Annotated in this window: 22 protein-coding genes and 2 tRNA genes; 13 read left to right on the top strand and 11 right to left on the bottom strand. The window is 70.1% G+C overall.

Going from position 1 to position 21,337, the window contains the following annotated elements:
- Nucleotides 1–18 precede the first annotated feature (18 nt).
- The 3 genes from AB0M48_RS08890 to cobA are packed head-to-tail and all read left to right on the top strand — an operon-like array spanning nt 19 to nt 2,820.
- Nucleotides 19–795, top strand: a complete 777-nt coding sequence (locus tag AB0M48_RS08890) for a serine protease (protein WP_363837504.1) — start codon at nt 19–21, stop codon at nt 793–795.
- Nucleotides 796–846: 51 nt separating this feature from the next.
- Nucleotides 847–1,560: a PIG-L deacetylase family protein gene (locus AB0M48_RS08885; RefSeq protein ID WP_363837501.1), complete on the top strand. Its 714-nt coding sequence runs from the start codon at nt 847–849 to the stop codon at nt 1,558–1,560.
- A 51-nt stretch (nt 1,561–1,611) separates the two neighbouring features.
- Complete coding sequence (gene cobA, locus AB0M48_RS08880) at nt 1,612–2,820, top strand: uroporphyrinogen-III C-methyltransferase (RefSeq protein ID WP_363837497.1); 1,209 nt, start codon at nt 1,612–1,614, stop codon at nt 2,818–2,820.
- Between the two features lie 92 nt (nt 2,821–2,912).
- On the opposite strand, the gene AB0M48_RS08875 is transcribed toward cobA, so the two are convergent.
- From AB0M48_RS08875 to yaaA, 4 genes are all read right to left on the bottom strand, one after another.
- The gene (locus AB0M48_RS08875; RefSeq protein ID WP_363837494.1) at nt 2,913–4,082 is read right to left on the bottom strand and encodes an MFS transporter; all 1,170 of its coding nucleotides are present in this window, start codon (nt 4,080–4,082) and stop codon (nt 2,913–2,915) included.
- A 309-nt stretch (nt 4,083–4,391) separates the two neighbouring features.
- Nucleotides 4,392–5,936 carry a DEAD/DEAH box helicase gene (locus AB0M48_RS08870; protein ID WP_363837491.1) on the bottom strand — a complete coding sequence of 515 codons (1,545 nt, stop codon included), beginning with the start codon at nt 5,934–5,936 and terminating at the stop codon, nt 4,392–4,394.
- A gap of 235 nt (nt 5,937–6,171) precedes the next feature.
- Complete coding sequence (locus tag AB0M48_RS08865; RefSeq protein ID WP_363838341.1) at nt 6,172–7,080, bottom strand: RIO1 family regulatory kinase/ATPase; 909 nt, start codon at nt 7,078–7,080, stop codon at nt 6,172–6,174.
- Between the two features lie 268 nt (nt 7,081–7,348).
- Entirely contained in the window at nt 7,349–8,077 is a 729-nt protein-coding gene (gene yaaA / locus AB0M48_RS08860; RefSeq protein ID WP_363837488.1) for a peroxide stress protein YaaA, read from the bottom strand.
- A 61-nt stretch (nt 8,078–8,138) separates the two neighbouring features.
- On the opposite strand from yaaA, the gene AB0M48_RS08855 reads away from it, so the two are divergent.
- From AB0M48_RS08855 to AB0M48_RS08845, 3 genes are all read left to right on the top strand, one after another.
- Nucleotides 8,139–9,473: a hypothetical protein gene (locus AB0M48_RS08855; protein WP_363837484.1), complete on the top strand. Its 1,335-nt coding sequence runs from the start codon at nt 8,139–8,141 to the stop codon at nt 9,471–9,473.
- 16 nt (nt 9,474–9,489) lie between these two features.
- Nucleotides 9,490–9,561, top strand: a tRNA-Gln gene (locus AB0M48_RS08850).
- Between the two features lie 8 nt (nt 9,562–9,569).
- Nucleotides 9,570–9,640, top strand: a tRNA-Lys gene (locus AB0M48_RS08845).
- A gap of 24 nt (nt 9,641–9,664) precedes the next feature.
- On the opposite strand, the gene AB0M48_RS08840 is transcribed toward AB0M48_RS08845, so the two are convergent.
- On the bottom strand, nt 9,665–10,420 hold the full coding sequence (locus AB0M48_RS08840) for a class I SAM-dependent methyltransferase (RefSeq protein ID WP_363837481.1): 756 nt from the start codon (nt 10,418–10,420) through the stop codon (nt 9,665–9,667).
- A gap of 86 nt (nt 10,421–10,506) precedes the next feature.
- On the opposite strand from AB0M48_RS08840, the gene AB0M48_RS08835 reads away from it, so the two are divergent.
- Complete coding sequence (locus tag AB0M48_RS08835; protein WP_363837478.1) at nt 10,507–11,466, top strand: GNAT family N-acetyltransferase; 960 nt, start codon at nt 10,507–10,509, stop codon at nt 11,464–11,466.
- Here the strand turns inward: AB0M48_RS08835 and AB0M48_RS08830 are convergent.
- The gene (locus AB0M48_RS08830) at nt 11,463–11,822 is read right to left on the bottom strand and encodes a VOC family protein (protein ID WP_363837475.1); all 360 of its coding nucleotides are present in this window, start codon (nt 11,820–11,822) and stop codon (nt 11,463–11,465) included. The genes AB0M48_RS08835 and AB0M48_RS08830 overlap by 4 nt on opposite strands.
- 135 nt (nt 11,823–11,957) lie before the next feature.
- Between AB0M48_RS08830 and AB0M48_RS08825 the strand changes: the two genes are divergently transcribed.
- Nucleotides 11,958–13,700 (top strand): proline--tRNA ligase, encoded by a 1,743-nt coding sequence (locus AB0M48_RS08825; protein ID WP_363837471.1) that lies wholly within the window; start codon nt 11,958–11,960, stop codon nt 13,698–13,700.
- Between the two features lie 543 nt (nt 13,701–14,243).
- Here AB0M48_RS08825 and AB0M48_RS08820 read toward each other — a convergent pair.
- Nucleotides 14,244–15,221 carry a hypothetical protein gene (locus AB0M48_RS08820; protein WP_363837468.1) on the bottom strand — a complete coding sequence of 326 codons (978 nt, stop codon included), beginning with the start codon at nt 15,219–15,221 and terminating at the stop codon, nt 14,244–14,246.
- 119 nt (nt 15,222–15,340) lie between these two features.
- Between AB0M48_RS08820 and AB0M48_RS08815 the strand changes: the two genes are divergently transcribed.
- Nucleotides 15,341–16,318: an ABC transporter permease gene (locus AB0M48_RS08815; protein ID WP_363837464.1), complete on the top strand. Its 978-nt coding sequence runs from the start codon at nt 15,341–15,343 to the stop codon at nt 16,316–16,318.
- Here the strand turns inward: AB0M48_RS08815 and AB0M48_RS08810 are convergent.
- Both AB0M48_RS08810 and AB0M48_RS08805 read right to left on the bottom strand, forming a co-directional pair.
- Complete coding sequence (locus AB0M48_RS08810) at nt 16,214–16,621, bottom strand: YjbQ family protein (protein ID WP_363837461.1); 408 nt, start codon at nt 16,619–16,621, stop codon at nt 16,214–16,216. The genes AB0M48_RS08815 and AB0M48_RS08810 overlap by 105 nt on opposite strands.
- Before the next feature lie 4 nt (nt 16,622–16,625).
- A complete protein-coding gene (locus tag AB0M48_RS08805) occupies nt 16,626–17,183 on the bottom strand; it encodes a sugar O-acetyltransferase (protein WP_363837458.1) in 558 nt (185 codons plus the stop codon).
- Nucleotides 17,184–17,205: 22 nt separating this feature from the next.
- Between AB0M48_RS08805 and AB0M48_RS08800 the strand changes: the two genes are divergently transcribed.
- Genes AB0M48_RS08800 through AB0M48_RS08785 form a run of 4 tightly spaced genes read left to right on the top strand, consistent with a single transcriptional unit; the run spans nt 17,206 to nt 20,365 of the window.
- Nucleotides 17,206–18,159 carry a nucleotide disphospho-sugar-binding domain-containing protein gene (locus tag AB0M48_RS08800; protein ID WP_363837454.1) on the top strand — a complete coding sequence of 318 codons (954 nt, stop codon included), beginning with the start codon at nt 17,206–17,208 and terminating at the stop codon, nt 18,157–18,159.
- A gap of 11 nt (nt 18,160–18,170) precedes the next feature.
- Entirely contained in the window at nt 18,171–18,635 is a 465-nt protein-coding gene (locus AB0M48_RS08795) for a DUF4442 domain-containing protein (RefSeq protein WP_363837450.1), read from the top strand.
- The gene (locus tag AB0M48_RS08790; RefSeq protein ID WP_363837447.1) at nt 18,628–19,581 is read left to right on the top strand and encodes an aminotransferase class V-fold PLP-dependent enzyme; all 954 of its coding nucleotides are present in this window, start codon (nt 18,628–18,630) and stop codon (nt 19,579–19,581) included. The genes AB0M48_RS08795 and AB0M48_RS08790 overlap by 8 nt, the downstream gene beginning before the upstream one ends.
- Before the next feature lie 55 nt (nt 19,582–19,636).
- Complete coding sequence (locus AB0M48_RS08785) at nt 19,637–20,365, top strand: hypothetical protein (RefSeq protein WP_363837443.1); 729 nt, start codon at nt 19,637–19,639, stop codon at nt 20,363–20,365.
- Nucleotides 20,366–20,383: 18 nt separating this feature from the next.
- Here AB0M48_RS08785 and AB0M48_RS08780 read toward each other — a convergent pair whose 3' ends face one another.
- Both AB0M48_RS08780 and AB0M48_RS08775 read right to left on the bottom strand, forming a co-directional pair.
- The gene (locus AB0M48_RS08780; protein ID WP_319982334.1) at nt 20,384–20,812 is read right to left on the bottom strand and encodes a ferritin-like domain-containing protein; all 429 of its coding nucleotides are present in this window, start codon (nt 20,810–20,812) and stop codon (nt 20,384–20,386) included.
- The gene (locus tag AB0M48_RS08775) at nt 20,809–21,321 is read right to left on the bottom strand and encodes a hypothetical protein (RefSeq protein WP_363837438.1); all 513 of its coding nucleotides are present in this window, start codon (nt 21,319–21,321) and stop codon (nt 20,809–20,811) included. Before AB0M48_RS08775 ends, AB0M48_RS08780 begins: the two co-directional genes overlap by 4 nt.
- Between the last annotated feature and the right edge of the window lie 16 nt (nt 21,322–21,337).

Raw genomic sequence — 21,337 nt, 5'->3', positions numbered from 1 at the left:
TCGGGAAGGACTGGCAACATGGCGAAAACCCTGCATCGCCTGATCGTGTCCGTTGTGGTGTCCGCTCTCGCGAGCATCTTCTTCGTCGCCCCCGCGGCCAACGCCGGCGACGTGTCGCCGATGATCGTCGGTGGTACGCGGGCGAGCACCTCGACCTATCCGTGGGTGGTCTACCTGGCGTCGACCTCCGGTTCGCAGTTCTGCGGTGGCACGCTGGTGAAGGCCAACAAGGTCGTCACCGCCGCACACTGCGTGAAGGGCCGTAGCGCTGCCAGCACGCGCGTCGTGCACGGCCGTGACGACAAGCAGAGCACCGCGGGCACCGTCGCGAGCGTGACCAGGATCTGGGTGCACCCGAGCTACACCACCGCGACCGCCGGTTACGACGTCGCCGTGCTGACGCTGGACCGCAGCATCAACTCGGCCACGCTGCCGCTGGCCACGCCGCAGGACACCGCGCTCTACGCGGCCGGCAACTCGGCGCTGATCCTCGGCTGGGGCACCACCTCCTCCGGTGGTTCCGCCTCGCGCTACCTGCTCAAGGCCAACGTGCCGCTGACCTCGGACGCGACCTGCAAGACCGCGTACTCGCAGTACAGCAACACCTCGATGGTGTGCGCGGGCTTCCCGCAGGGCGGCACGGACACCTGCCAGGGCGACTCCGGTGGCCCGCTGGTGTTCGGTGGCAAGCTCATCGGTGACACCTCGTGGGGCCGCGGCTGTGCCAGCGCCGGCTACCCCGGCGTGTACGGCCGGATCGCCTCGTACTACTCCGTGATCACCGCTCAGCTCTGATCCGTCGTCCGTGTGTTGCAGGGTGCGTGCTCCGGCGCGCACCCTGCACGCATGGCTGATCTGGAAGCTGTGCCGGAAGACTGGTCGAGCGCGCTCGTCGTCGTCGCCCACCCCGACGACATGGAGTACGGCGGTGCGGGCGCTATCGCGCGTTGGACCGCGCAAGGCAAGAACATCAGGTACCTGCTCGCGTGCCGTGGTGAGAACGGCATCGACTCGATGGAACCGGCCGTCTGCGCGCCGTTGCGGGTCGAGGAGCAGATCGCTTCCTGTGCGGCCGTCGGCGTGACCGAGGTCGAGTTCCTGGACCACCCGGACGGCACCATCGAGTACGGCATCCCGCTGCGGCGTGACATCGCGGCCGCCATCCGCCGTCACCGGCCGGAGTTCGTGATCACCGGCAACTACCGCGAGACCTGGCCCGGCGGCGGCCTGAACATGGCGGACCACATCGCCGTCGGACGCGCCGCCGTCGACGCGGTCAGGGACGCGGGCAACCGGTGGATCTTCCCGGAGCTCGGACTGGAGAAGTGGGAAGGCGTGAAGTACGTGGCGGCGGCGTCCTCGCCGTTGGCGACGCACGCCGTGGACATCACCGACTCGTTCGACGCCTCGGTGGCCTCTCTGCGCGCGCACAAGGCGTACCTGGAGGCGTTGAGCGGCGACATGGCGGACCCGGAGCCGTTCCTCCGTTCGATGGCAGAAGCGGTCGGTGAGCGCTTCGGAGGGGTGCTGGCCACCTCTTTCGAGCTGCTGTCCGTGTGACCATGTTCCCTTCGGCTGGACACGGCGTGTCCCGTGTGGATGCTTCTACGCATGCCCTTTGAACAGCACTACCTGGCCGGCCTCGACCTCCGGGGCCGGCGCGTCCTCGTGGTCGGCGGAGGCACGGTCGCGCAGCGCCGTCTACCTCGCCTGATCGCGTCCGGCGCCGTCGTCGAGCTCGTGTCGCCGTCCGTCACCCCCGCCGTGCAGGGCATGGTCGACGCGGGAGAGCTGACGTGGCACCAGAGGCATTACGAGGCCGGTGACGTTGAGGGCGCGTGGTACGTGGTGGCGTGCACGTCCGACATCGAGGTGAATACGCAGATCGGTGAAGAAGCGCTCTCACAGCGTGTGTTCTGCGTGCGCGCGGACATCGCCGTCGAGGGCACGGCCGTCACTCCGGCCACGGGCATGCACGACGGGATGTTGATCGGTGTGCTGGCGGGCGGCGAGCACCGCCGGTCGGCCTCGGTGCGGGACGGCCTGGTGGCGGCGTTGCGCGACGGCCGCATCGCGGACCAGTCCGCGCCGCCCGTCGGTGTGGCCCTGGTCGGGGGCGGTCCCGGTGACCCCGAGCTGATCACCGTGCAGGGCAAGCGTTTGCTGGCCCACGCGGACGTGGTCGTCGCGGACCGGCTGGCGCCGCGTGAACTGCTGGAGGAACTGCCCGCGCACGTCGAGGTGGTGGACGCGGCGAAGATCCCCTACGGCCGCGCGGCGACGCAGGAGTTCATCAACCAGACGCTGATCGACCGCGCCAAGCAGGGCAAGTTCGTCGTCCGGCTCAAGGGCGGCGACCCGTACGTCTTCGGGCGCGGCTTCGAGGAGCTGCTGGCCTGCGCGGAGGCCGGGATTCCGGTGACGGTGGTGCCAGGCGTGACGTCGGCGTTCGGTGTGCCCGCATTGGCCGGTGTGCCGGTGACGCACCGAGGGGTGGCGCACGAGGTCGTCGTCGTCTCCGGTCACGTGGCACCGGACGACCCGCGCTCCCTCGTCGACTGGTCCGCGATTGCACGCCTGCGTGGCACCGTCGTGCTGATGATGGCGGTCGAGCGGGCCGGTGCGTTCGCTACGGCGTTGATGGAAGGCCGTCCCGGCTCGACGCCGGTCGCCGTGATCCAGGAGGGCAGCACGGCGTCCCAGCGCGTCTATCGGTCCACTTTGGACACCCTGGGCGCGGACGTGAAGGCCTGGGAGGTTCGCCCGCCGGCGATCATCGTGGTGGGCCCGGTCGCGGGCATTGGTGCCGCACACAGCTAGACGAGTTTCTTCGCAAAAGCCGCGCCGCCGGTGGACTCCGCATGCACGTCGCCAGAGTCCACCGGTTTGCGGCGCTTCCGCCCAGCGGACGTTCAAGGCAGCAGCGTCGGCAGGGTGAAATGCGTGCGCAGTGACTTCAGGCTGAGGAGCCCGACCGCGGTGCGGAGCACCACAGCGACGTACCAGGGCGCCAGCAGCCCGAAGGAGTCCGCCGTCAGCCCGCCCAGCAGCGCGCCGACCGGCTGAACACCCCAGGTGATCAGCGTCTGCGCGCTGCTGACGCGGCCGAGCAGTTCAGTAGGCACCACCCGCTGCCTGAAACTCGACGTGGCCACACCCCACACCGCCGTGCAGAACGAACTCACCACCGCGAACGCCGCAACCGTCACAAGGTCGTGGGCGACCGTCGCAATTCCCAGCCACAACAACGGAATCAGCACCACCGTGGCCGTGACCGCGTTCCTGTACCTCGCGAGCAACCGCTCGGCGAGCAGCCCACCCGCCACACCCCCACAAGCAAGCGCGGCCAGAAAGGCGCCGAACCCAGCGCCGCTCAACCCGAGTCGTTGCTGAGCGAACAGCACCAGCGTCGCCATGGTCATCGCGATGCACAGGTTCGTAGTCGCCGACACGACCGTGATGGTCCGCAACGCCTTGTGCTGCCCCAACCACCGCAAGCCTTCCCTGACCCTGGGCCTGGCCGTCGGCGCCTTGCGTTCCGTACGCATCCTGGTGACCAGCAACGCCGCGATGGCGAACGTCAGCGCGTTGACCCAGAACGGCGCAGGCACAGCCATCACGAACAGCAGCCCACCCAGCGGCGGCCCCACGAACTGCAACGCCACAGCCTGCGACGCGAACAGCCTGCCGTTCGCACGCTCCAGCAGATGGTTCTCCACAGTGGCCTTGATGAGTGGCTGCCCCACGGCCCGTGGCACGTTCTCGGCCGTGCCGATCAAAAAGGCCATGCCGTACAGAAACGCGATGTGCGCACTGTGGAACGCGGCGAGCAGTCCCATGAGCCCGCACTGAACCCACAACGCCGCGATGAGGAGGCGCCGCCCGTCGTACCGGTCCGCCGCCGCTCCGGCCGGCAGCGCGGCCAGCAGCCAGGGAAGCGCACCGAAGAAGCTCACGCCGGCGATCAACTTGGGATCCTGGGTGATGGTCGTGGCGAGCAACGGCAGCGCCGCCAGGAAGATGCCGTCCCCCAACGCCGAGATGGCGCTACCGCTCCACAGCAGGTACCAGTTCCGCCCCATGGGGCACCTTACGTGCCGCACGCAGAACAGCCACCGCTCAGGCCCCGCCCACCCAGGGGGCTGACCACCAACCTCCACTCAACCTAGCGACGATTCGCGCCTGTCAACCCACCGCTCACCGATCTGTGGACAACTCGCCCCCGGTGTGCGGCGGGGACTGCCGGCCAACGCGGGAAGTGCCTTCGTCACCGATCAGGACAGCCGCCGCCGAGGAGGCACCGCCCACCGGTCCGCGACCAACTCGGCCTCGGACACGGCAAAGGCCGCCTCCCGAAAGGGAAGCGGCCTTTGCCGTCGATCAGATCAAGCTCAGTGCTGCGGCGCTGCCCGGCGCGGACGACCCGCGCCGCGCTCGGTCCGCCCGAACGCGCGACCACCCTCGGTCCGCTCCGAACGGCGCGGTCCACCGCGGAACTCGCCACCCTCGGTGCGGCGGCCGGAGCCACCGCGGTACTCACCGCGGGCGGCACCGGCGGCGGCCGGGGCACCGAAGCGGCGGCCGCCGCCGGTGCGGCGGGCCGGCTTCTCGCGTTCGATGATCGGCTCGCCGGACGGCGTGCGGGCGCCGGTGATGCGGGCCAGGTCGTCGTCGCCGGGGCGCACCTTCGTGCTCTCCGGACGGATGCCCGCTCGCGCGGCCATGCCCTGGACTGCGCGGCGCTGGTCGTGCGTGACCAGCGTGACGACCGTGCCGGACTGACCTGCGCGAGCCGTGCGGCCGGCGCGGTGCAGGTAGTCCTTCGGGTCGGCGGGCGGGTCGACGTGGACGACCAGGGACACGTCGTCGACGTGGATGCCGCGGGCGGCGACGTCGGTGGCGATCAGCACGGGGGTGGTGCCCTCGCGGAACTCGCCGAGCACGCGGGTGCGCGCGCTCTGAGCCTTGCCGCCGTGCAGTGCGCCGGCGTGGACGCCGACCGAGCGGAGCTTCTTGGCCAGGCGGTCGACGTGGTGCTTGGTGCGCACGAACATGATCGTGCGGCCCTCGCGTGCGGCCACCTCGGTCACCACGTTCTGCTTGTCCTCAGCGGACACGAGCAGCAGGTGGTGCTCCATGGTCGTGACGCTCGCGGTGGCCGGGGCCACCGAGTGCGTCACCGGGGAGTGCAGGTACTGGCGGACCAGCTTGTCCACGTCGCCGTCGAGCGTCGCGGAGAACAGCAGGCGCTGCCCGTCCTGCGGGGTCAGGTCGAGGATCGCGCGAACCTGGGGCATGAAGCCCATGTCGGCCATCTGGTCGGCCTCGTCCAGCGCGGTGATCTCGACGGAACCGAGATCGCACGTGCCCTGGCGGACGTGGTCGGACAGGCGGCCCGGCGTGGCGATCAGCAGGTCGACGCCGCGGCGGAGGTGTTCGACCTGGCGCGGGAACGACGTGCCGCCGACGACGACGCGGCACCACAGGCCCAGCGAGCGGGCGTGCGGCGTGAGCGCCGTCTCCACCTGCATCGCGAGCTCGCGGGTCGGAACGAGGATCAGGCCACGCGGCTTGTTCGGCATGGAGCGGCCGCTCGCGAGGCGGGTCAGCATCGCGAGGCCGAACGCCAGCGTCTTGCCGGAGCCGGTCTGGCCGCGGCCGAGGATGTCGCGGCCTGCCATGGCGTCGGGAAGGGTTGCCGCCTGGATCGGGAACGGCGCGGTGATTTCGTTGGCGACGAGCGAGCGGATCAGCGCGTCTGCCAGGCCGAGCTCAGCGAACGAGGGCAGCGGGCCTTCCGGCAGCGTGCTCTCGAAGACCTCGGCGACGATCGGTTCCTCGACCCGCTGCTGCGGACGCGAGGAATTGCCCTGGCGGCCCGGGCGGCGCCGCGGTGACCTGCGGCTCTGTACACGCTCGGAACGACCTTCGGACATTGTTGGCAAAACAAACCTCCGGGACATGGCACGTCTCGAGGCTGCCCCGCGCGCTACCGCGGTGCCGATCACAAGGACGGGCCCGGCGTGATGGTCACGCCGCTGATGAGTGGGTGGAACACCGGTCAACGGCCGTCAAGCCTTCATCGGTGTACAGCACAGTCTAGCTGATCAATGGCGATGCCTCGCGCGCCCGGCAGTGTCGTTGGACACGGCCGGGCGCGCGACGCGGGGATCAGCCCATGCCCGCCACGTCCAGCAGCGTCGCCACCAGCGCGGACGGGTCGCCGATCTCCGGCAGCAGCCCGCGCGAGGCGAACCAGCCGCAGATGTTGCGGACGTCGCGGTCGAGGAACTCCACTCCGCGGGGGTTCGCGACGAGGTCGACCACCTGCGGCAGGTCGATCACGACCAGCCTGCCGTCGTGCACCATCAGGTTGTACGCCGAGAGGTCGCCGTGCGTGATGCCCGCCTCGGCGAGCGTCATCAGCGTCGCGACCAGCTGGCGCCACAGGTCGAGCAGCTCGTCCTCGTCGGGACGGGTCTGCGCGAGCCGCGGTGCCGCGTTGCCCTCGGCGTCCCCGATGAACTCCAGCAGCAGCTCGGTGCCACTGCGCTGCACCGGATACGGCACCGGGGCGCCGATCTGCCACAGCTTGGAGAGCGCGGCGAACTCCGCGACCGTCCACTGTTCCGCGATCAGGTTGCGCCCGAACGCGGTGCGGTTCGCGATCGCCCGGTTCTCACGGGACTTCTTCATGCGACGACGCTCGAGGTACCCCGCGTCGCGGTGGAACATCCGGTGGTCGTTGCTGCGGTAGCGCTTGGCGGCGAGCAGGCACGACCTGTCGCCCAGCGCGCGTTCCAGCAGGAAGACGTCCGCTTCCTTGCCGGTCTTCACGATGCCCAGCTCGCGGTCGACCGCGGCCAGTTCGGTGATGAGCCAGTCCGGATGCGGTTTCGGACCCTGATCGGCGTCGCCCCACGTGGACCAGCGGTCGCCGTCCTCGGGGGTGTCCGCCGAACTGAGCTGGTCCTCGCGCACTCGTGCGACGCGCAGCTTCTCTTCTTCGGTCATCCGGCCGCGACGCGTGGGTTCCGCGTCGTCAACCCTGCGGTTGGTGCGCTTTCCCTTGCGCCGCATGGTGTCGTCGGCGCCGTCGAAAGCAGATTCGTAGCGTTCGAAAAGATCGTGCTCGCGCACGGTGGGGTCTCCCAAAAGATGAAGGTGACCGCCCCACTGGCGCTCTGCGATCAAACTGTGCTGATCAGGCGCGAGGGGCGGCTGGACGGGTCGCGAGTGCGGTGCCACGCCCAAAGACAGGCTCTGACATGTCGCACCTCCTCGATCCAGCTCCGTTGTCACGCTTCGGGGAGAAGCTTGCCGCGCGCCTTTCGTGCGCGCAACCGAATTAACCGGTGATCAGGTCCGCGGTCTTCGCGCCGGTCGGCACCATCGTGAGCCCGGCCTTCCGCGCGAGCTTGACCAGGCCTTTCAGGTCCGCGGGCTCAGCGCTGGACTTCGCGATGGCCCGCGCGAGCAGACCCTTGTGCGCCTTGTTGAAGTGGCTGACGACCTTGCCCTCGCTCGTGACCACCCGGACGACGACGGCGTGCGGGATCCGCGCGAGGCTGGAGTAGGCACCGGAACGCAGGTCGACGACGAACTCGTCGGCCTCCGCGAGCACCGGCTCCAGCGCGGGCTTCCACACCGTGCGCAGGCTGCCGTGGGACGGGAGCGTGCTGCCGCCGGACAACCGGTACGCGGGCACCGGGTCGCCGCCGCGGAGCACCCCGAACAGCGCCGAAGCGACCGCGAGCCGCTCGCAGGCGCGTTCTTTCTCGGCCTTCTTGAGCGACGGGAAGTCCAGGTTGTCGTAGAGCACGCCGGTGTAGCGCAGCAGCGCGGGCGTGGTCTCCGACGTGCGCAGCGACGCGTTGCGGTGCACCTCGTCGACCTGGCGCTCGGAGATGTCGAGCGCCTTGAGGCTCGCCGGGACGTCCTTCGCGAGATCGGCCAGTGCGGACACCAGCTTGTCGCGCACCGGGTTGAGCTCGGGGAACGACAGCGCGTCGAGGTCGAGCGGCGCGCCCTCGCCGCCGATCGCCTTGGTCTCCGACGGGGGAAGCAGCACCAGCACGGTTGAAAAGGGTAGGGCAAAGCCGGAAAACCGCTGGACACGGCGTGGTGATCTGGAAGGCGTGGACGTACTCGACCGCCTGTACCGCTCGCTCGACGCCCGGATGCGCCCGGAGGACGTCGCCGTCCTCGTGCTGGAAGCGCTCCCCTCGCTGACGAGGCGCGAGCGCAAGGTGATCAACGAGGTCGCGGCGCACGCATCGCGCTGGCACGGCTTCTCCGGGATGAGCGACGACTACGCCCGCCCGGTCGGCGCCGCGCGGCAGGTCGCCGCCACCCGCCGCCTGTTCGAGGTGGACGACGTCGTCGACGCCGACGACCCGCTGTCGGTGCTGGAGTTCGCGGCACTGGCCGGTGCCGGCATCGGCTGGGACGCCTCGCACACGGACTTCCTCGCGGACAGGCTCAACCGCGAGGCCCGCGCGTCGGCCGGCATCGAACTGTCGAAGCGGCAGTACAACCGCCGCTTCCGCATGCTGCGCAGGCTGTCCGCGAAGGCCGGGCGGCTCGGCCGCGCCCAGGAAATGCGACGGGCGACGCTGCTCGCGTCGGCGGGATTCGTGGACGTGATCGACCGCGACCGCTTCCGCGCGGACCCGGCCGCGGCCTGCTTCGTCGCGTACTTCACGGCACGCCGCAAGCTGCGCCGCGAGTTCAGCCTCGCCGGCCGTGAGAACCCGTTCGACCAGGTGGCCGACGTGCTGTTCGCGCGCTGCCGGGCCTCCGCCGGCACGGACTGGGCGATGATCGCGCTCGCGCACCCGGGGTGGGACGTCCTGCGGCACCTGTCCGCCGAGCAGCTCGGCGAGCTGCTCGGCCGGTGGTCCGCGGCGACCAGGTCGATCGCCTCCGTGCTCGGCGACCTGTGGCGCGCGTCCGACGTGGACCGCACGACCATGATCGTGAGCTCCGGCGTCGACTCGTCGACCTGGAACGCCTTCGCGGGTGCCTACAACACCGCCCGCACCGCGTGGATCACCTGCCTGCACGCCGCCGGCCTCACGTCGTTGCTCGACGACACCTGGCCAGGCAAGGCGATGCGGGTGATGGCCGCCGACCTCGCCTGGTGGCACCAGGAGACCGGCGGCGGTCTGCACCCGGACACCGCGGTGTGGGCGAACCTGCCGTTGCCGTGGGAGGTGCTCGACGGGACCGCGTCGTGCACGCGCCAGGACGTCGAGGCCGCGTGCCGCTCCGGCGGCGTCGACCCCGAACGCGCCGGATGGACCGCGCCTCGCCAGCACTCCCTGATCGCGCGCTTCCGGCCGACCCCGGAGCTCGTGCACGGGGTGGCCGTGTCGGATCCGTTGTGGGCCATGGCTTTGCGACGTGCACACGCGTTCAGCGGCAAGCCCCTGCGCGCCGAAGTATTCGGTGGACAGGACCTTCCCGGCTGAGCAGGATGTAGCGCGTTCGGTGGTAGCTCAGTGGTGGAGCGCCCGGCTCTGGACCGGGTGGACGCCGGTTCGAGCCCGGCCCGCCGGACGCACTTGGAACACGTAGCTCAGTGGTAGAGCTCCGGCTCTTCTCCGGAGGGACGCCGGTTCGAGCCCGGCCGTGTTCCCGACGTGGCGCGGCACGCGCCGGTCTAGGCCACCTGGAGAGTCAGGTAGGCCAGGCCGAGCGTGCCGCGCCACCCCCGCAACCGATAGCCGCGCTGGGTGTCCGCCTTCGCCCTGATCTCCGCAACGTGCTCCGAGTCCGGGTTGTCGCGCAGCCAGCGTTCCCAGGCGAGGCCGTGGCCGTTCTCGAACACGTCCCACTCGTCGAGGTTCGCCTGTTCCGCCGCGAGCATGCGGTAGCCGTGGGCGTGCGCCAGGTCCACGAGGTCGGCCAGCGAGCCGTACTGGCCTCGCGGGACCGGCATGGCGGCCAGTTGTGCCTCGGTGGGTTCGCGCTCCCAGAAGCACTCGCCGAGCAGGAACCGGCCGCCCGGAGCGAGCAGTTTCCTGGCCTCGGTAAGTGCGTTCACCGTGTGCTGCAACGGGTCTCCGCCCCACACCTGGCTCGCACCGTTGACGATGACCACGTCCGCCGGCCTGGCCGGACGCCATTCGGCCACGTCGGCCACCTGAAGGCTGACGCGGTCGCTCAGGCCTCGGGCGTCGGCGTTGGCCTGGGCGCGCGCGATGTCCGTCGCGTTGCGGTCCACGCCGGTGCCGCTGGCCGTGGGGGCGGCCTCCAGGGTGCGCAGGAGGAGCTCCGCCCAGCCGCAGCCGAGGTCGAGCACGTGGGCGCCGTCCAGCGGCAGGAGCGAACGGATGAGGCGGGCTGCTCGTTCCTCGGACAGGGGTCCGTGGAACGTCACGTCCTCGTACAGCGGTGTGATCTCTGGAGATGTCATCGCTCGCAGGATTGCGCAGGTGGCCCGTCTCGGGCAACGCGTTATTCGGTTGTTGAGTCCATCTCCCTTCCGTAGCGTCGATCGACGTGGAACTCGTGTGGCGCCCGCTCACGACGGCGGACATCCCGGCGGTGGCCGCGCTCTACAACGCGGCCGAGGCTGCCGACGACACCGGCGAACTGTTGTCCGAAGAGGACTTCGCCCAGTCGTTCGGCGACACCGACCTGCCCGGTGGATCGCTCGCCGTGCTCGCGGACGGACGGCTCGTGGCTTACGGGCTGGTCGCGTTGCGCGACAACCCCGTGGGCACGCACCGCGTCCGGCTCGACGGGATGGTGCACCCCGAGCACCGGCGTGCGGGCATCGGGCTACAGCTCCTGCCCCGCCTCGCCGCACTCGCGCGCGACCTCCACGTCGCACGGCACCCGCACCTGCCGCTCGCGGTGTGCACCATGGTCGAGAGCCGGTCCGAGGGGCACGTCGCACTGGCCGAGAAGCTCGGGTTCCGCGCGGACCGCCACTTCTACGAGCTGGAGGTGGCACTGGGCGAGTCACTCGCCCAGGTCCCGATCCCGTCCGGCTACGAGATCGTGCCGTTCTCCGCGGCCCGTGACGAAGAGGTCCGCCTGGTCTGCAACGCGGCGTTCGCGCAGCACTGGGGGTCGGTCGAACGCAGCCCCGGGGAATGGGCGGCGTCGTTCACCGACAGCTCGCGGTTCGTTCCGGATTCCTCCTTCCTGGCGCTGTCGAAGGACAACGCCGTGGTCGGGTTCGTGCTCGCGCGGCACTACCCGGTGGTCGAGGAGATGACCGGCGTGCGCGAGCTGTGGATCGGTGACGTCGGCACCCTGGAAGAGCACCGCGGGCGTGGCGTGGCCTCCGCCCTGCTGAGCTGGACGCTGGCCCAGGCCAGGGCGGAGGGCTACCACCGGGCGGGACTCTCCGTGGACTCGGCCAACTCGACCCGTGCGCTCGGCGTGTACGAGCGCGCCGGGTTCGAGGTGGCGCGGACCTGGATCGACTACGGGCGGCTGGAAGAGCTCTAGAGCTCCTCGCCCGCCTGGCCGACGCAGAACTGGTTGCCGTCCGGGTCGGCGAGCACCGACCACACGAGGCCGGGAACGCTGTGCACCGCGACCTCCGTGGCGCCGAGATCGACCAGGCGGTCGACCTCCGCCAGGCGGTCCGGCACGTGCGAGTCGAAGTGGATCCTGTTCTTGCCCGGCGTCGCGTCCGGAACCTGCTGGAGGGCGAGAGCCGGACCGGACTCGGTCGACGGCGCGAGCACGATGAACTCACCCCAGTCGTTCTGGACAGTGGTGCCCAGGGCGGCCGTCCAGAACTCCGCGAGCTTGCGGGCGTCGCCCGTGTCGATGGTGATCATTTCAATGGTCAGCGGCATGGAACGGACGCTACTCAGGGGGTCTGACAATTCTGGTCACCGCAGGTCAGGGCCAGACCGGAGCACCGCGCGCGATTTCGGGATACGTCCAACCAGTACGCTGCTACAACTGCCCGTGAACGAGGAGTACCCACCGTGATCACCAGGATGTCGTCGCTGTTCCTGCGCACCCTTCGCGAGGATCCGGCGGACGCCGAAGTGCCCAGCCACAAGCTGCTGGTGCGCGCCGGCTACGTCCGCCGCGTCGCACCGGGCGGGTACACCTGGCTGCCGCTGGGCCTCAAGGTCCTGCGCAACATCGAGGCCGTCGTCCGCGAGGAGATGGACGCCTTCGGCGCGCAGGAGATCCAGTTCCCCGCGCTGCTGCCCAAGGAGCCCTACGAGGCGACGAACCGGTGGGAGGAGTACGGCCCCAACCTGTTCCGCCTCAAGGACCGCAAGGGCGCCGACTACCTCCTCGGCCCCACGCACGAGGAGATGTTCACCCTCACCGTGAAGGGTGAGTACAGCTCCTACAAGGACTACCCGGTCACGCTGTACCAGATCCAGACCAAGTACCGCGACGAGGCGCGTCCCCGCGCGGGCATCCTGCGCGGCCGCGAGTTCCTGATGAAGGACTCGTACTCGTTCGACCTCACCGACGAGGGCCTGAGCCAGTCGTACAAGAACCACCGCGACGCCTACATCCGCATCTTCGACCGGCTCGGCCTGGAGTACGTGATCGTCTCCGCCACGTCCGGCGCGATGGGCGGCTCGGCGTCCGAGGAGTTCCTCGCCGTCGCCGAGACGGGCGAGGACACGTTCGTGCGCAGCACCGAGTCGGGTTACGCGGCGAACGTCGAGGCCGTCGCCACGCCCGTGCCCCCGGCGCAGTCGATCGAGGACAAGCCCGCCGCGCAGGTGCACCACACGCCGAACACGCCCACCATCGAGACGCTGGTGGACTTCCTCAACGCCAACACCGACCGCAAGTTCACCGCGGCGGACACGCTGAAGAACGTCCTCGTGAAGGTCAAGCACCCCGGCAAGGACTGGGAACTGCTCGCGATCGCCGTCCCCGGTGACCGGGAGGTCGACTTCAAGCGCCTCGAGGCAGCGCTCGAACCGGCTGAGGTCGCGATGCTGGAAGCGGCGGACTTCGCCAAGAACTCGTTCCTGGTCAAGGGGTACATCGGCCCGGGAGCGATCCAGGCCAACGGCATCCGCTTCCTCGCCGACCCCCGCGTCGTCACGGGCACCGCGTGGGTCACCGGCGCCGACAAGGCCGACCACCACGTCGTCGACCTGGTGGCGGGCCGCGACTTCACGCCCGACGGCGTCATCGACGTCGCCGAGGTCCGCGAGGGCGACGCCTCCCCGGACGGCAAGGGCGTGCTGGTCGCCGCGCGCGGCATCGAGATCGGCCACATCTTCCAGCTCGGCCGCAAGTACGCGGACGCGTTCTCGCTCGACGCCCTCGGCCCGGACTCCAAGCCCGTCCGCATCACCATGGGCTCGTACGGCGTCGGCGTCTCGCGTCTCGTCGCGGTCATCGCGGAGCAGTCGCACGACGACCGCGGCCTGATCTGGCCCCGCAACGTCGCGCCCGCCGACGTCCACGTCGTGGTCGCCGGCAAGGACGAGACGCTCATGAGCGCCGGTGAGGACTTCGCGAAGCAGCTCAGCGCCAAGGGCCTCGAGGTTCTGCTGGACGACCGCAAGGCGAGCCCCGGCGTGAAGTTCGCGGACGCCGAGCTCGTCGGCATCCCGACGATCCTGGTGATCGGCCGCGGCCTGAAGGACGGCACGGTCGAGGTCAAGGACCGCCGCTCCGGCGAGCGCGTCGAGGTGCCGGTCGCCGAGGCCGTCGAGCACCTGGTGCAGGTCGTCACCGGCTAGAACGACGAACTGAACGCCGGGCGGTGCGCTGGAAGTGGGCGCGCGGCCCGGCGTTCGGCGTTTCCCGGGGGAGAAGTCAGGACAGCGCGAGATCGCATGCGCGTGTTCGGCGAGGCGGAGCGCCTGCTGCGGTTCGCGATCCGGAGGTGCGAGGGGGCCTCGACCGGGTGGTGGCCGAGCGGATCCGGCTTGAGGTCGCGCAACTGGTGTCGCAGAGCGGGAAGCCGGTCACGCGGACGCCGTCCCGGTGCAGGCGATGATGACGTGCCGGGAGTGGCTTGGCCGCGAAGGTCTGCGAGACGCGATCACGTTGTCGCATCAGCCGTTTCGCCGAGTCGCCCGCCGCCGTCCTGTCGAACGGCGGCGCGCTCGGCCCGCGCGGGCACCCTTCCAGTGTGGCCGCGAAGTGGGTGCCGAACGGCGGCGCGCTGGATCGCCGGACGGGCCTGTCTTGGCGCGTTGGCGAGACAGGCATCAGTGGCGCCGCGCGGCGGAGGCGTGGTCCCGCCGCCGTCCACATCGGACGGCGGCGCGCGGTAGGTCCTACGAGGTCGGCACCAGCGAGTCGACCATCTTCTGCAGGTCGGACTCCTTGGGCAGCGGCGGGGTGGCGCCGCCACCGCCTCCCTCCAGGTCGCCGTTCACGGCGAACACGTGCAGCTTGTTGCTGCCGTTGAGCACCACGACCTTGACCATGCCCTTGCTCGCCAGGCACTTGTTGCCGGTCTGCGTGACGGTGGCGTCCACCTGCACGCCGTCGATGGTGACCTTCTTGCCGTCCTTCTGGGTGTGCTGGATCTTCACCGGCTTCGGCTGCGTCGTCGTGACCTTCGGGTCGCCGCCCGACGAGTAGTACTGCGTGGCGAGGGCCTTGGTGAAGTCGGTGGCCGTGGTGTTGATGTCGCTCTTCGGGAGCAGCGTGCCGCCGTTGGTGCCCTTGGTGAACGACTTGCCCTCGCAGGTGTAGTCGCCGTAGGAGGTGACGCCGGACAGCGAGATGCCCGTGAAGCCCTCCACCGGGATCTTGGCGTCGGCGATGATGTCCCAGTTCTTCGGGACCTCGTAGTTGAAGCCGAGCGCCGTCTCGACGCACTGCTGGCCCTCGTTCTTCGGGCAGGCGGCGTCGGTCGGCTGCGCGGAGGTGCTGGGCGACGGGGACGGGTCGTTCGTCGCCGTCGTGTTGTCCGGGCGCGAGAGCAGGAACCAGGTGAGGCCGCCGCCGACGAGCAGCACGAGGACCACGGTGCCGAGCACCAGCCAGAGCGTCTTCTTGCCCTTGTTCGGCGGCTTGTCGTCGAAGCCGCCGTACACGCCCAGGCCGCCGTACCCGCCGTAGCCCTGCTGCGGGAACTGCCCCTGGTCCGGGAAACCGCCCTGCTGCGGGAAACCACCGGTCTGGGGGTACCCGCCGGTCTGGTAGCCGCCCGTCTGGTACCCGCCGCTCTGGTCACCCTGTTGCTGCTGGCCCCAGCCCTGCTGGTCGTTCCAGCCGCCCTGTCCGCCGCCACCTGGGTAAGTCACGGGGGAACGGTACCTGGTGGGCCTGACAACGGGTTAATTCATCGTGCGTTGACTTCTGGGACGAACGAAGCGTAGCGTGCCCACTAAATTCAACGCTTGATGAACTAAGGGGTCCGATGATGCGCACCGTGCTGGTCACCGCCGTCGCAGGTGCTGTGGTGGCGTTCCTCCTGGGATTGCTGACGTTCGGCGTGCAGGCGACCGTGCACCCGCACGACGTCCCGCTCGCCGTGGTGGCGCCTCCGCCGATCGCGGAACGCGTCGCGAGAGCCGACTCCGCCGAGATCGACCTCCGGGTCGTGTCCGCGGACGAGGCCCGGAACCTCCTGCGGGACAAGGAGGTGTACGGGGTGCTGGAGATCGCGCCCGGCCAGGCGACGATCCGGCTCAACCCGGCGGTCAACCCGTCCGGCACGCAGATCGCCCAGCAGGTGCTGACCGGCGTCGCGCAGGGTGCCGGGTTGCCGGTCAAGGTCGAGGCGACCACTCCCACCGCCGCCGAACGCACCGCACCGCTCGCCGCGTCCGCGCTGCTGTGGGTCGGCGGGATGATCGCCGGACTGCTGTTCGTGGTGCTGAAGGGCAGCAGGCTGAGGTGGCTGTCGGCGGTGACCGCAGCCGTCCTCGTCACGGGCTCGACCGTGGGGCTGCTGGCCTGGTGGGGCGTCACGTTCACCGCGCAGGCGCTCGCGTTCCTGCTCGCCGTCGCGGTGTCGTTCGCGCTGCTGCAGGCCGGGCTGTTCAAGCACCTCGGCATCCGCGCGATGGGCGTCCTCGGCATCCTGTACCTGATGGCACCGGCGGTCGCGGGCCAGGTGCCCGAGCTGCTCAACCCGGCCTACAAGGCGGTCCTGTGGTCGTGGACGCCGTTCCGGTTCTCGGCGGAAGGCCTGCGCAGCCTCATGTACGAGGGCTCCGTCAGCACCGAGTGGTGGGTGTTCGGCGGGATCGCGCTCGTCGGGCTGGTGCTGCTAGCCATGAAGAAAGCTGAACTAGCCGGCAAGAAAGCTCAGACGGACCGTGCGGACGGGATTGTCGACGTTGGTGTCGACCAGGCAGATGGACTGCCAAGTGCCGAGCGTCAGCACACCGCCTAGAACCGGGATCGTCGCGTAGGGCGGCACCAGCGCGGGCATCACGTGGTCACGGCCGTGGCCGGGGGTGCCGTGCCGGTGCCGCCACTTCACGTCGCGGGGCAGGATGCGCTCCAGGGCGGTCAGCAGGTCGTCGTCGCTGCCCGCGCCCGTCTCGATGATGGCGATGCCCGCCGTCGCGTGGGGCACCCACACGTGCAGCAGACCGTCGCCGTTGTCGTCGGAGAGGAACCGTTGGCAGTCGGACGTCAGGTCGTGCACGACCTCGTCGGAACCGGTGCGGATCTGGATCTCCTCGCTGCGCATGACCTCAGATCTTACGAACCACTCGTGCCGGGTTGCCGACCGCGAGCACGTGAGCAGGCAGATCCCGCGTCACGACGCTGCCCGCGCCGACCACCGTGTTGTTGCCGATGGTGACGCCGGGGCACACGATCACGCCGCCGCCGAACCACACCTTGTCCCCGATGACGATCGGCGCGGTCGTCTCCCAGCCCTCGATGCGCGCGTCGTGGTCCTCGACGGGGTGCAACGCCGTCAGCAGCTGCACGCGCGGGCCCATCATCACGTGGTCGCCGATGGTCACCGGGCCGCAGTCGAGGATGATCCCGTCGTAGTTCATGAAGCTGTTCGCGCCGATGCGGGTGTTGTAGCCGTACTCGATCTGCAGGCGCTGCATGAACGTCGAGTTCTCGCCGATCTCCGCCACGAACCCCTTGAGGATGCTGTACATCCCGTCGAGGTCCTCGGGGTCGTGCGCGTTGAACCGGGCCATCTCGCGCCAGCCGCGACGCCGGTCCGCGTCCAGTTCGGGGTCCGCCGGGAGGTAGGGCTCGCCGTTGATCATCTTCTCGCGGTTGGTTCCCATGAGGACTCAGTATCGTCACGGCATGCGCGTGCTCTTCGCCAGCATGGCCGCGGCCGGCCACACGTATCCGTTGATCCCGTTGGCGCAGGCCCTGCACAAAGCCGGGCACGAGGTGCACTTCGCGGTCGGCGAGGAGATGCACGCGGTGCTCGGGAAGCTCGGGCTGCGGCCGTTCCGGCCGGGACTGGTGTTCGGCGAGATCTACGCCGAGGACATCGCGCAGGAGCTGGAGCGGTTGCTGCCCGATCTCGTGATCGGCGAATGGGCGGTGCCCGAGGTCGTCTCGGAGGCTCGCCGCCGCGGGTTTCCCGCGTTGTGGCACGGGTTCGGGCGGATGTTCCCGGACGGGATCGGCCTCGTGCGGCCCACCGGCGGCCGGCACCTCGACATCTGCCCGCCCTCCCTTCAGGACGCGGGCTTTTTGAAGGAGGAGCGCATTCCGTTGCGGCCCGTGCCGTTCTCGCCGCCCGGTGACGTGCCGGTGCGCACCGCCGGGAAGCTGATCTACCTGACGCTCGGCACCGCGTTCGGCACGCGGGAACTGCTCGCCGAGGCGGTCGTGGGCCTCGGCAAGATCCGCGAGGCGCAGGTGGTCGTGGCCGCGCCGCACGTCGCGCTCGACCACCTGCCGCCGAACGTGACGGTCTACCCGTGGCTGCCCCAGGCGGAGGTGCTCCGGTACGCGGACGTCGCCGTGCACCACGGCGGCAGCGGCACGATGCTGGGCGCACTCGCCGCCGGCGTGCCCCAGGTCGTCCTGCCGCAGGGGGCGGACCAGTTCGGCAACGCGGACGCGCTCGTCGCGGCCGGTGCGGCGCTGCGGCCGGTCGCGTTCAGTGCCGGGCCGATCGCGGACTGTGTGCGAAGGCTGTTCGCTGACTCGTCCTACCGGGAAGCCGCTGGTCAGATAGCTCGGGAGATACGTCACACGCCCTCGCCGGAGGAAGTTGCGGACAGTCTGGCGCGAGTTGTGTAACACTGTTTTTTATGAAGGCAAGCCGCCTGCGCTTCGGGATGAACCTGTGGCCGCCGTTCCTGTTCGCCGGCATCCGGGTCGTGGAGATCTCGCCGGACTACCGGTACGCGCGGGTGCGGATGCGCCTGCGCCCGTGGAACCGCAACTTCTTCGGCACCCACTTCGGCGGATCGCTCTTCGCGATGACCGACCCGTTCTGGGTGTTGCTGCTGTTCAACCAGCTCAAGGGCGAGCACGTCGTGTGGGACCGGGCCGGTGAGATCGAGTTCGTCGCGCCCGGCCGCGGCACGGTGCACGCCGAGTTCCGGCTGACCGACGAGCACGTCGCCGAGGTCCTGGACCTGACCCGGGACGGCGAGAAGGCGCTGGTCTGGTTCGAGACGGACGTCGTCGGGCAGGATGGGGCCGTGATCGCACGGGTGAAGAAGCAGGTCTACGCGCGCCGCAAGCGCGACAAGCAGCTCGCACATGCGTGAGGCCTTCGGAGCGGTCTTCGACGTCGAGCCCGGTTACCTGAACACGGCGTCCATCGGTGTGCCGCCCCGGCACGTCGCCGACGCGGTGGCGGCCTCGCACGAACGGTGGCGGCGCGGCCAGGACACGTCGTCCACGTTCAACGAGGTCGTCGAGACCTCGCGCGAGGCGTTCGGACGGCTGGTCGGGGTGCCCGCGACCTCGGTCGCCTGCGGTGCAACGGTTTCGCAGTTCGCGTCGCTGGTCGCGCAGTCCCTGCCGCCCGGCTCGAAGGTCTTCGCCGACCCCGGCGAGTTCACCAGCGTCACGCTGCCGTTCGTCGCGTCCGGCCACCGGATCGTGTCCACGGTGGAGGACGCCGACCTCGTCGCCGTGAGCGTGGTCCAGTCGGCGGACGGGACGATCGCGGACCTCGAAGCGTTGCGCGCTTCGGGCAAACCCGTGCTGCTCGACGTCTCGCAGGCCGCCGGGTGGAGGCCGTTGTCGTTGGAGTGGGCCGATTTCGTCGTCGGTGTGGCCTACAAGTGGCTGATGGCACCGCGAGGCGCGGCCTGGATGGCGGTGCGCCCGGACCGGATGGCGTCCCTCAAGCCGTTGGCGGCCAACTGGTACAGCACCGGCGAGAACTACGGCACGGAGCTCGTGCTCCGTTCGGACGCACGGCGGTTCGACCTCTCGCCGACGTGGTTCTCACACGTCGGTGCGGCGGTTGCGCTGCCGTGGGTGGCTTCTCTGGACCTCGAAGCCGTGCGCGCGCACTGCGTGAGTCTGACGGATCGCCTGCTGGCCGGTTTGGGGCTGCCGCCCAACGGCTCGGCGATCGTCTCAGTCGGCGGGCCACCCGTTCAGGGGGTCGTGTCTTCGGTTCGGGCAGGTCGCACGCGGTATGCGTGTCACATGTACAACACGATCGAGGACGTTGACCGGGTGCTCGAAGCGCTCGCGTGACTGCCGTCCGTTACCGTGGGTCCTTGTGTCGGAACCACGCCAGTCACCTGAAGAGGTGACCCAGAACCTGCCTCGCTTCCCACCGAGGCCTACCGACACCGCGCCGTTGTACCCGGCCGACGAGCTCGTGAAGCTGCAGTCGATCATGGACAACCGCCAGGGGCAGCTGCCCCCGCCACCGCCTCCGCCCCAGCGCAAGTCGACGTGGGTGGGCAAGGCGCTGGCGCTCGTCGGCGTCGCGGTGGTGTCCGGGTTCGTGTGGTGGGTGTTGCAGCCGTCGGACCCGGTCGACAAGCCGGTCGCTCAACCGCAGAAGACCGCGGGGGAGTACGAGTTCACCACCGTGCCGGAGTTGCCGGAACCGGTGAAGGACAGCGACTGCGCAGCCCACGCGACGAGCCAGACGCAGGCGTTCTTCAAGACCACGCCGTGCGTGCAGCTGACGCGTGCCTTCTACACGGCCAAGCTGCCGGACGGCCGCACCGTGTACTCGTCGGTGTCGGTCGTGAAGATGAAGACGGCGGACGAGGCGCGGCAGCTGCGGGAGCTCACCCAGAGGGACGGCACCGGCAACGTCAAGGACCTGGTGCTGGACAAGGCCATCAGCGTGCCGCCGCTGACCACGCTGGCCAACGGCGGGTACGCCTCCGAGCAACGCGACCAGCTGGTCGTGATCGTCGAGTCCGACTCGCCGACCAGGGGAGCCGACGCGCTCGCGCACAACAAGGACATGAAGAAGGTCTCCAACGACGCGATCAGGCTCGCGTCGTCGTTCGCCGACTAGCTCTTCGGCATCCGCAAGTCAGCCCGAGGCGACACCCGGCATCGTGATCGATGCCGGGGCCGACCCCGCGGCCTTGCGCCAGCGCGTCGCCCGCACCGCCGCCGTCGTCAGCGCCTCCAGCGCCGACGTCCGCAGCCCGGGATCGTCGGTCCGCTCCAGCACACCCCGCCACGCGGCACATGTGTCCTGCTCGACCGCCACGAGCGCGGCCAGCGCGGAAGGCCCGTCCGACACCGGTGAGGGCGGCAGGTAGGCCGCGGCGGGCGGGTTCGGGGTCGCGCCGTGGTCACGCAGCCACCGCTCGGTCGTGTCCCGGCGCGCGCGGTGCAGGTTCGAGCCCTCCGCGACGGCCGCGGCCTGGTCGTTGAGGAACGCCGACACCATGCCGTAGGTCCACAACGCCGCGTGCTCGGTCCCGAGCGCGGTCTGCACCGACTCCACGCTCATGAGAGCACCTCCCGCAGCGAGGCGCAGCCGGCGGCCACCGAGCCGACGAGACCGGCGCGGTAGGAGGGCAGCGAGGCGACGGTGGCCGAGGCCTCGCGGACGGCCTCGTCGAGCGCGGTGCGCAACGCGGCCAGCGGGTCCGGCGGCGTGGGCGGCGCGGTGGGGGCGGGCGGCGCGGTGGACGACAGCGGCGGGCGCTCGCGGTCGACCTCGGCCTGCAACAACGAGGCGTGCGTCTCACGGGCCTTCGCGATCTCCGCCGCCGCGGGCACCGTCGTCAGCGACTGGGCCAGCCTGGCGTCCGCGCGGGCCTGCGCCGCGAGGGCCGAGAGCGGGTCCGGCGGCGGTGGTGGAGGCGGTTCTGCGGTGCACGCGACGGCGAGCGGCGCGGCGGCCACCGCGAACAGCACCCGGCGGCGGCTGACCGTTTCGGAGATCACACGACCCATGTTGCCAGCAGCCGTGCGGCGCGGTGGGAGCCGGGCGAACGAGATAGTCTGGTCGTCCACGGCCGCCGAAACACCG

This window comes from Lentzea sp. NPDC051208, assembly GCF_040682435.1.
GTDB classification, from domain to species: Bacteria; Actinomycetota; Actinomycetes; order Mycobacteriales; family Pseudonocardiaceae; genus Lentzea; species Lentzea kristufekii.
Note: the sequence above shows the minus strand (reverse complement) of the source record. Positions and strands in the feature narration are given on the sequence as shown.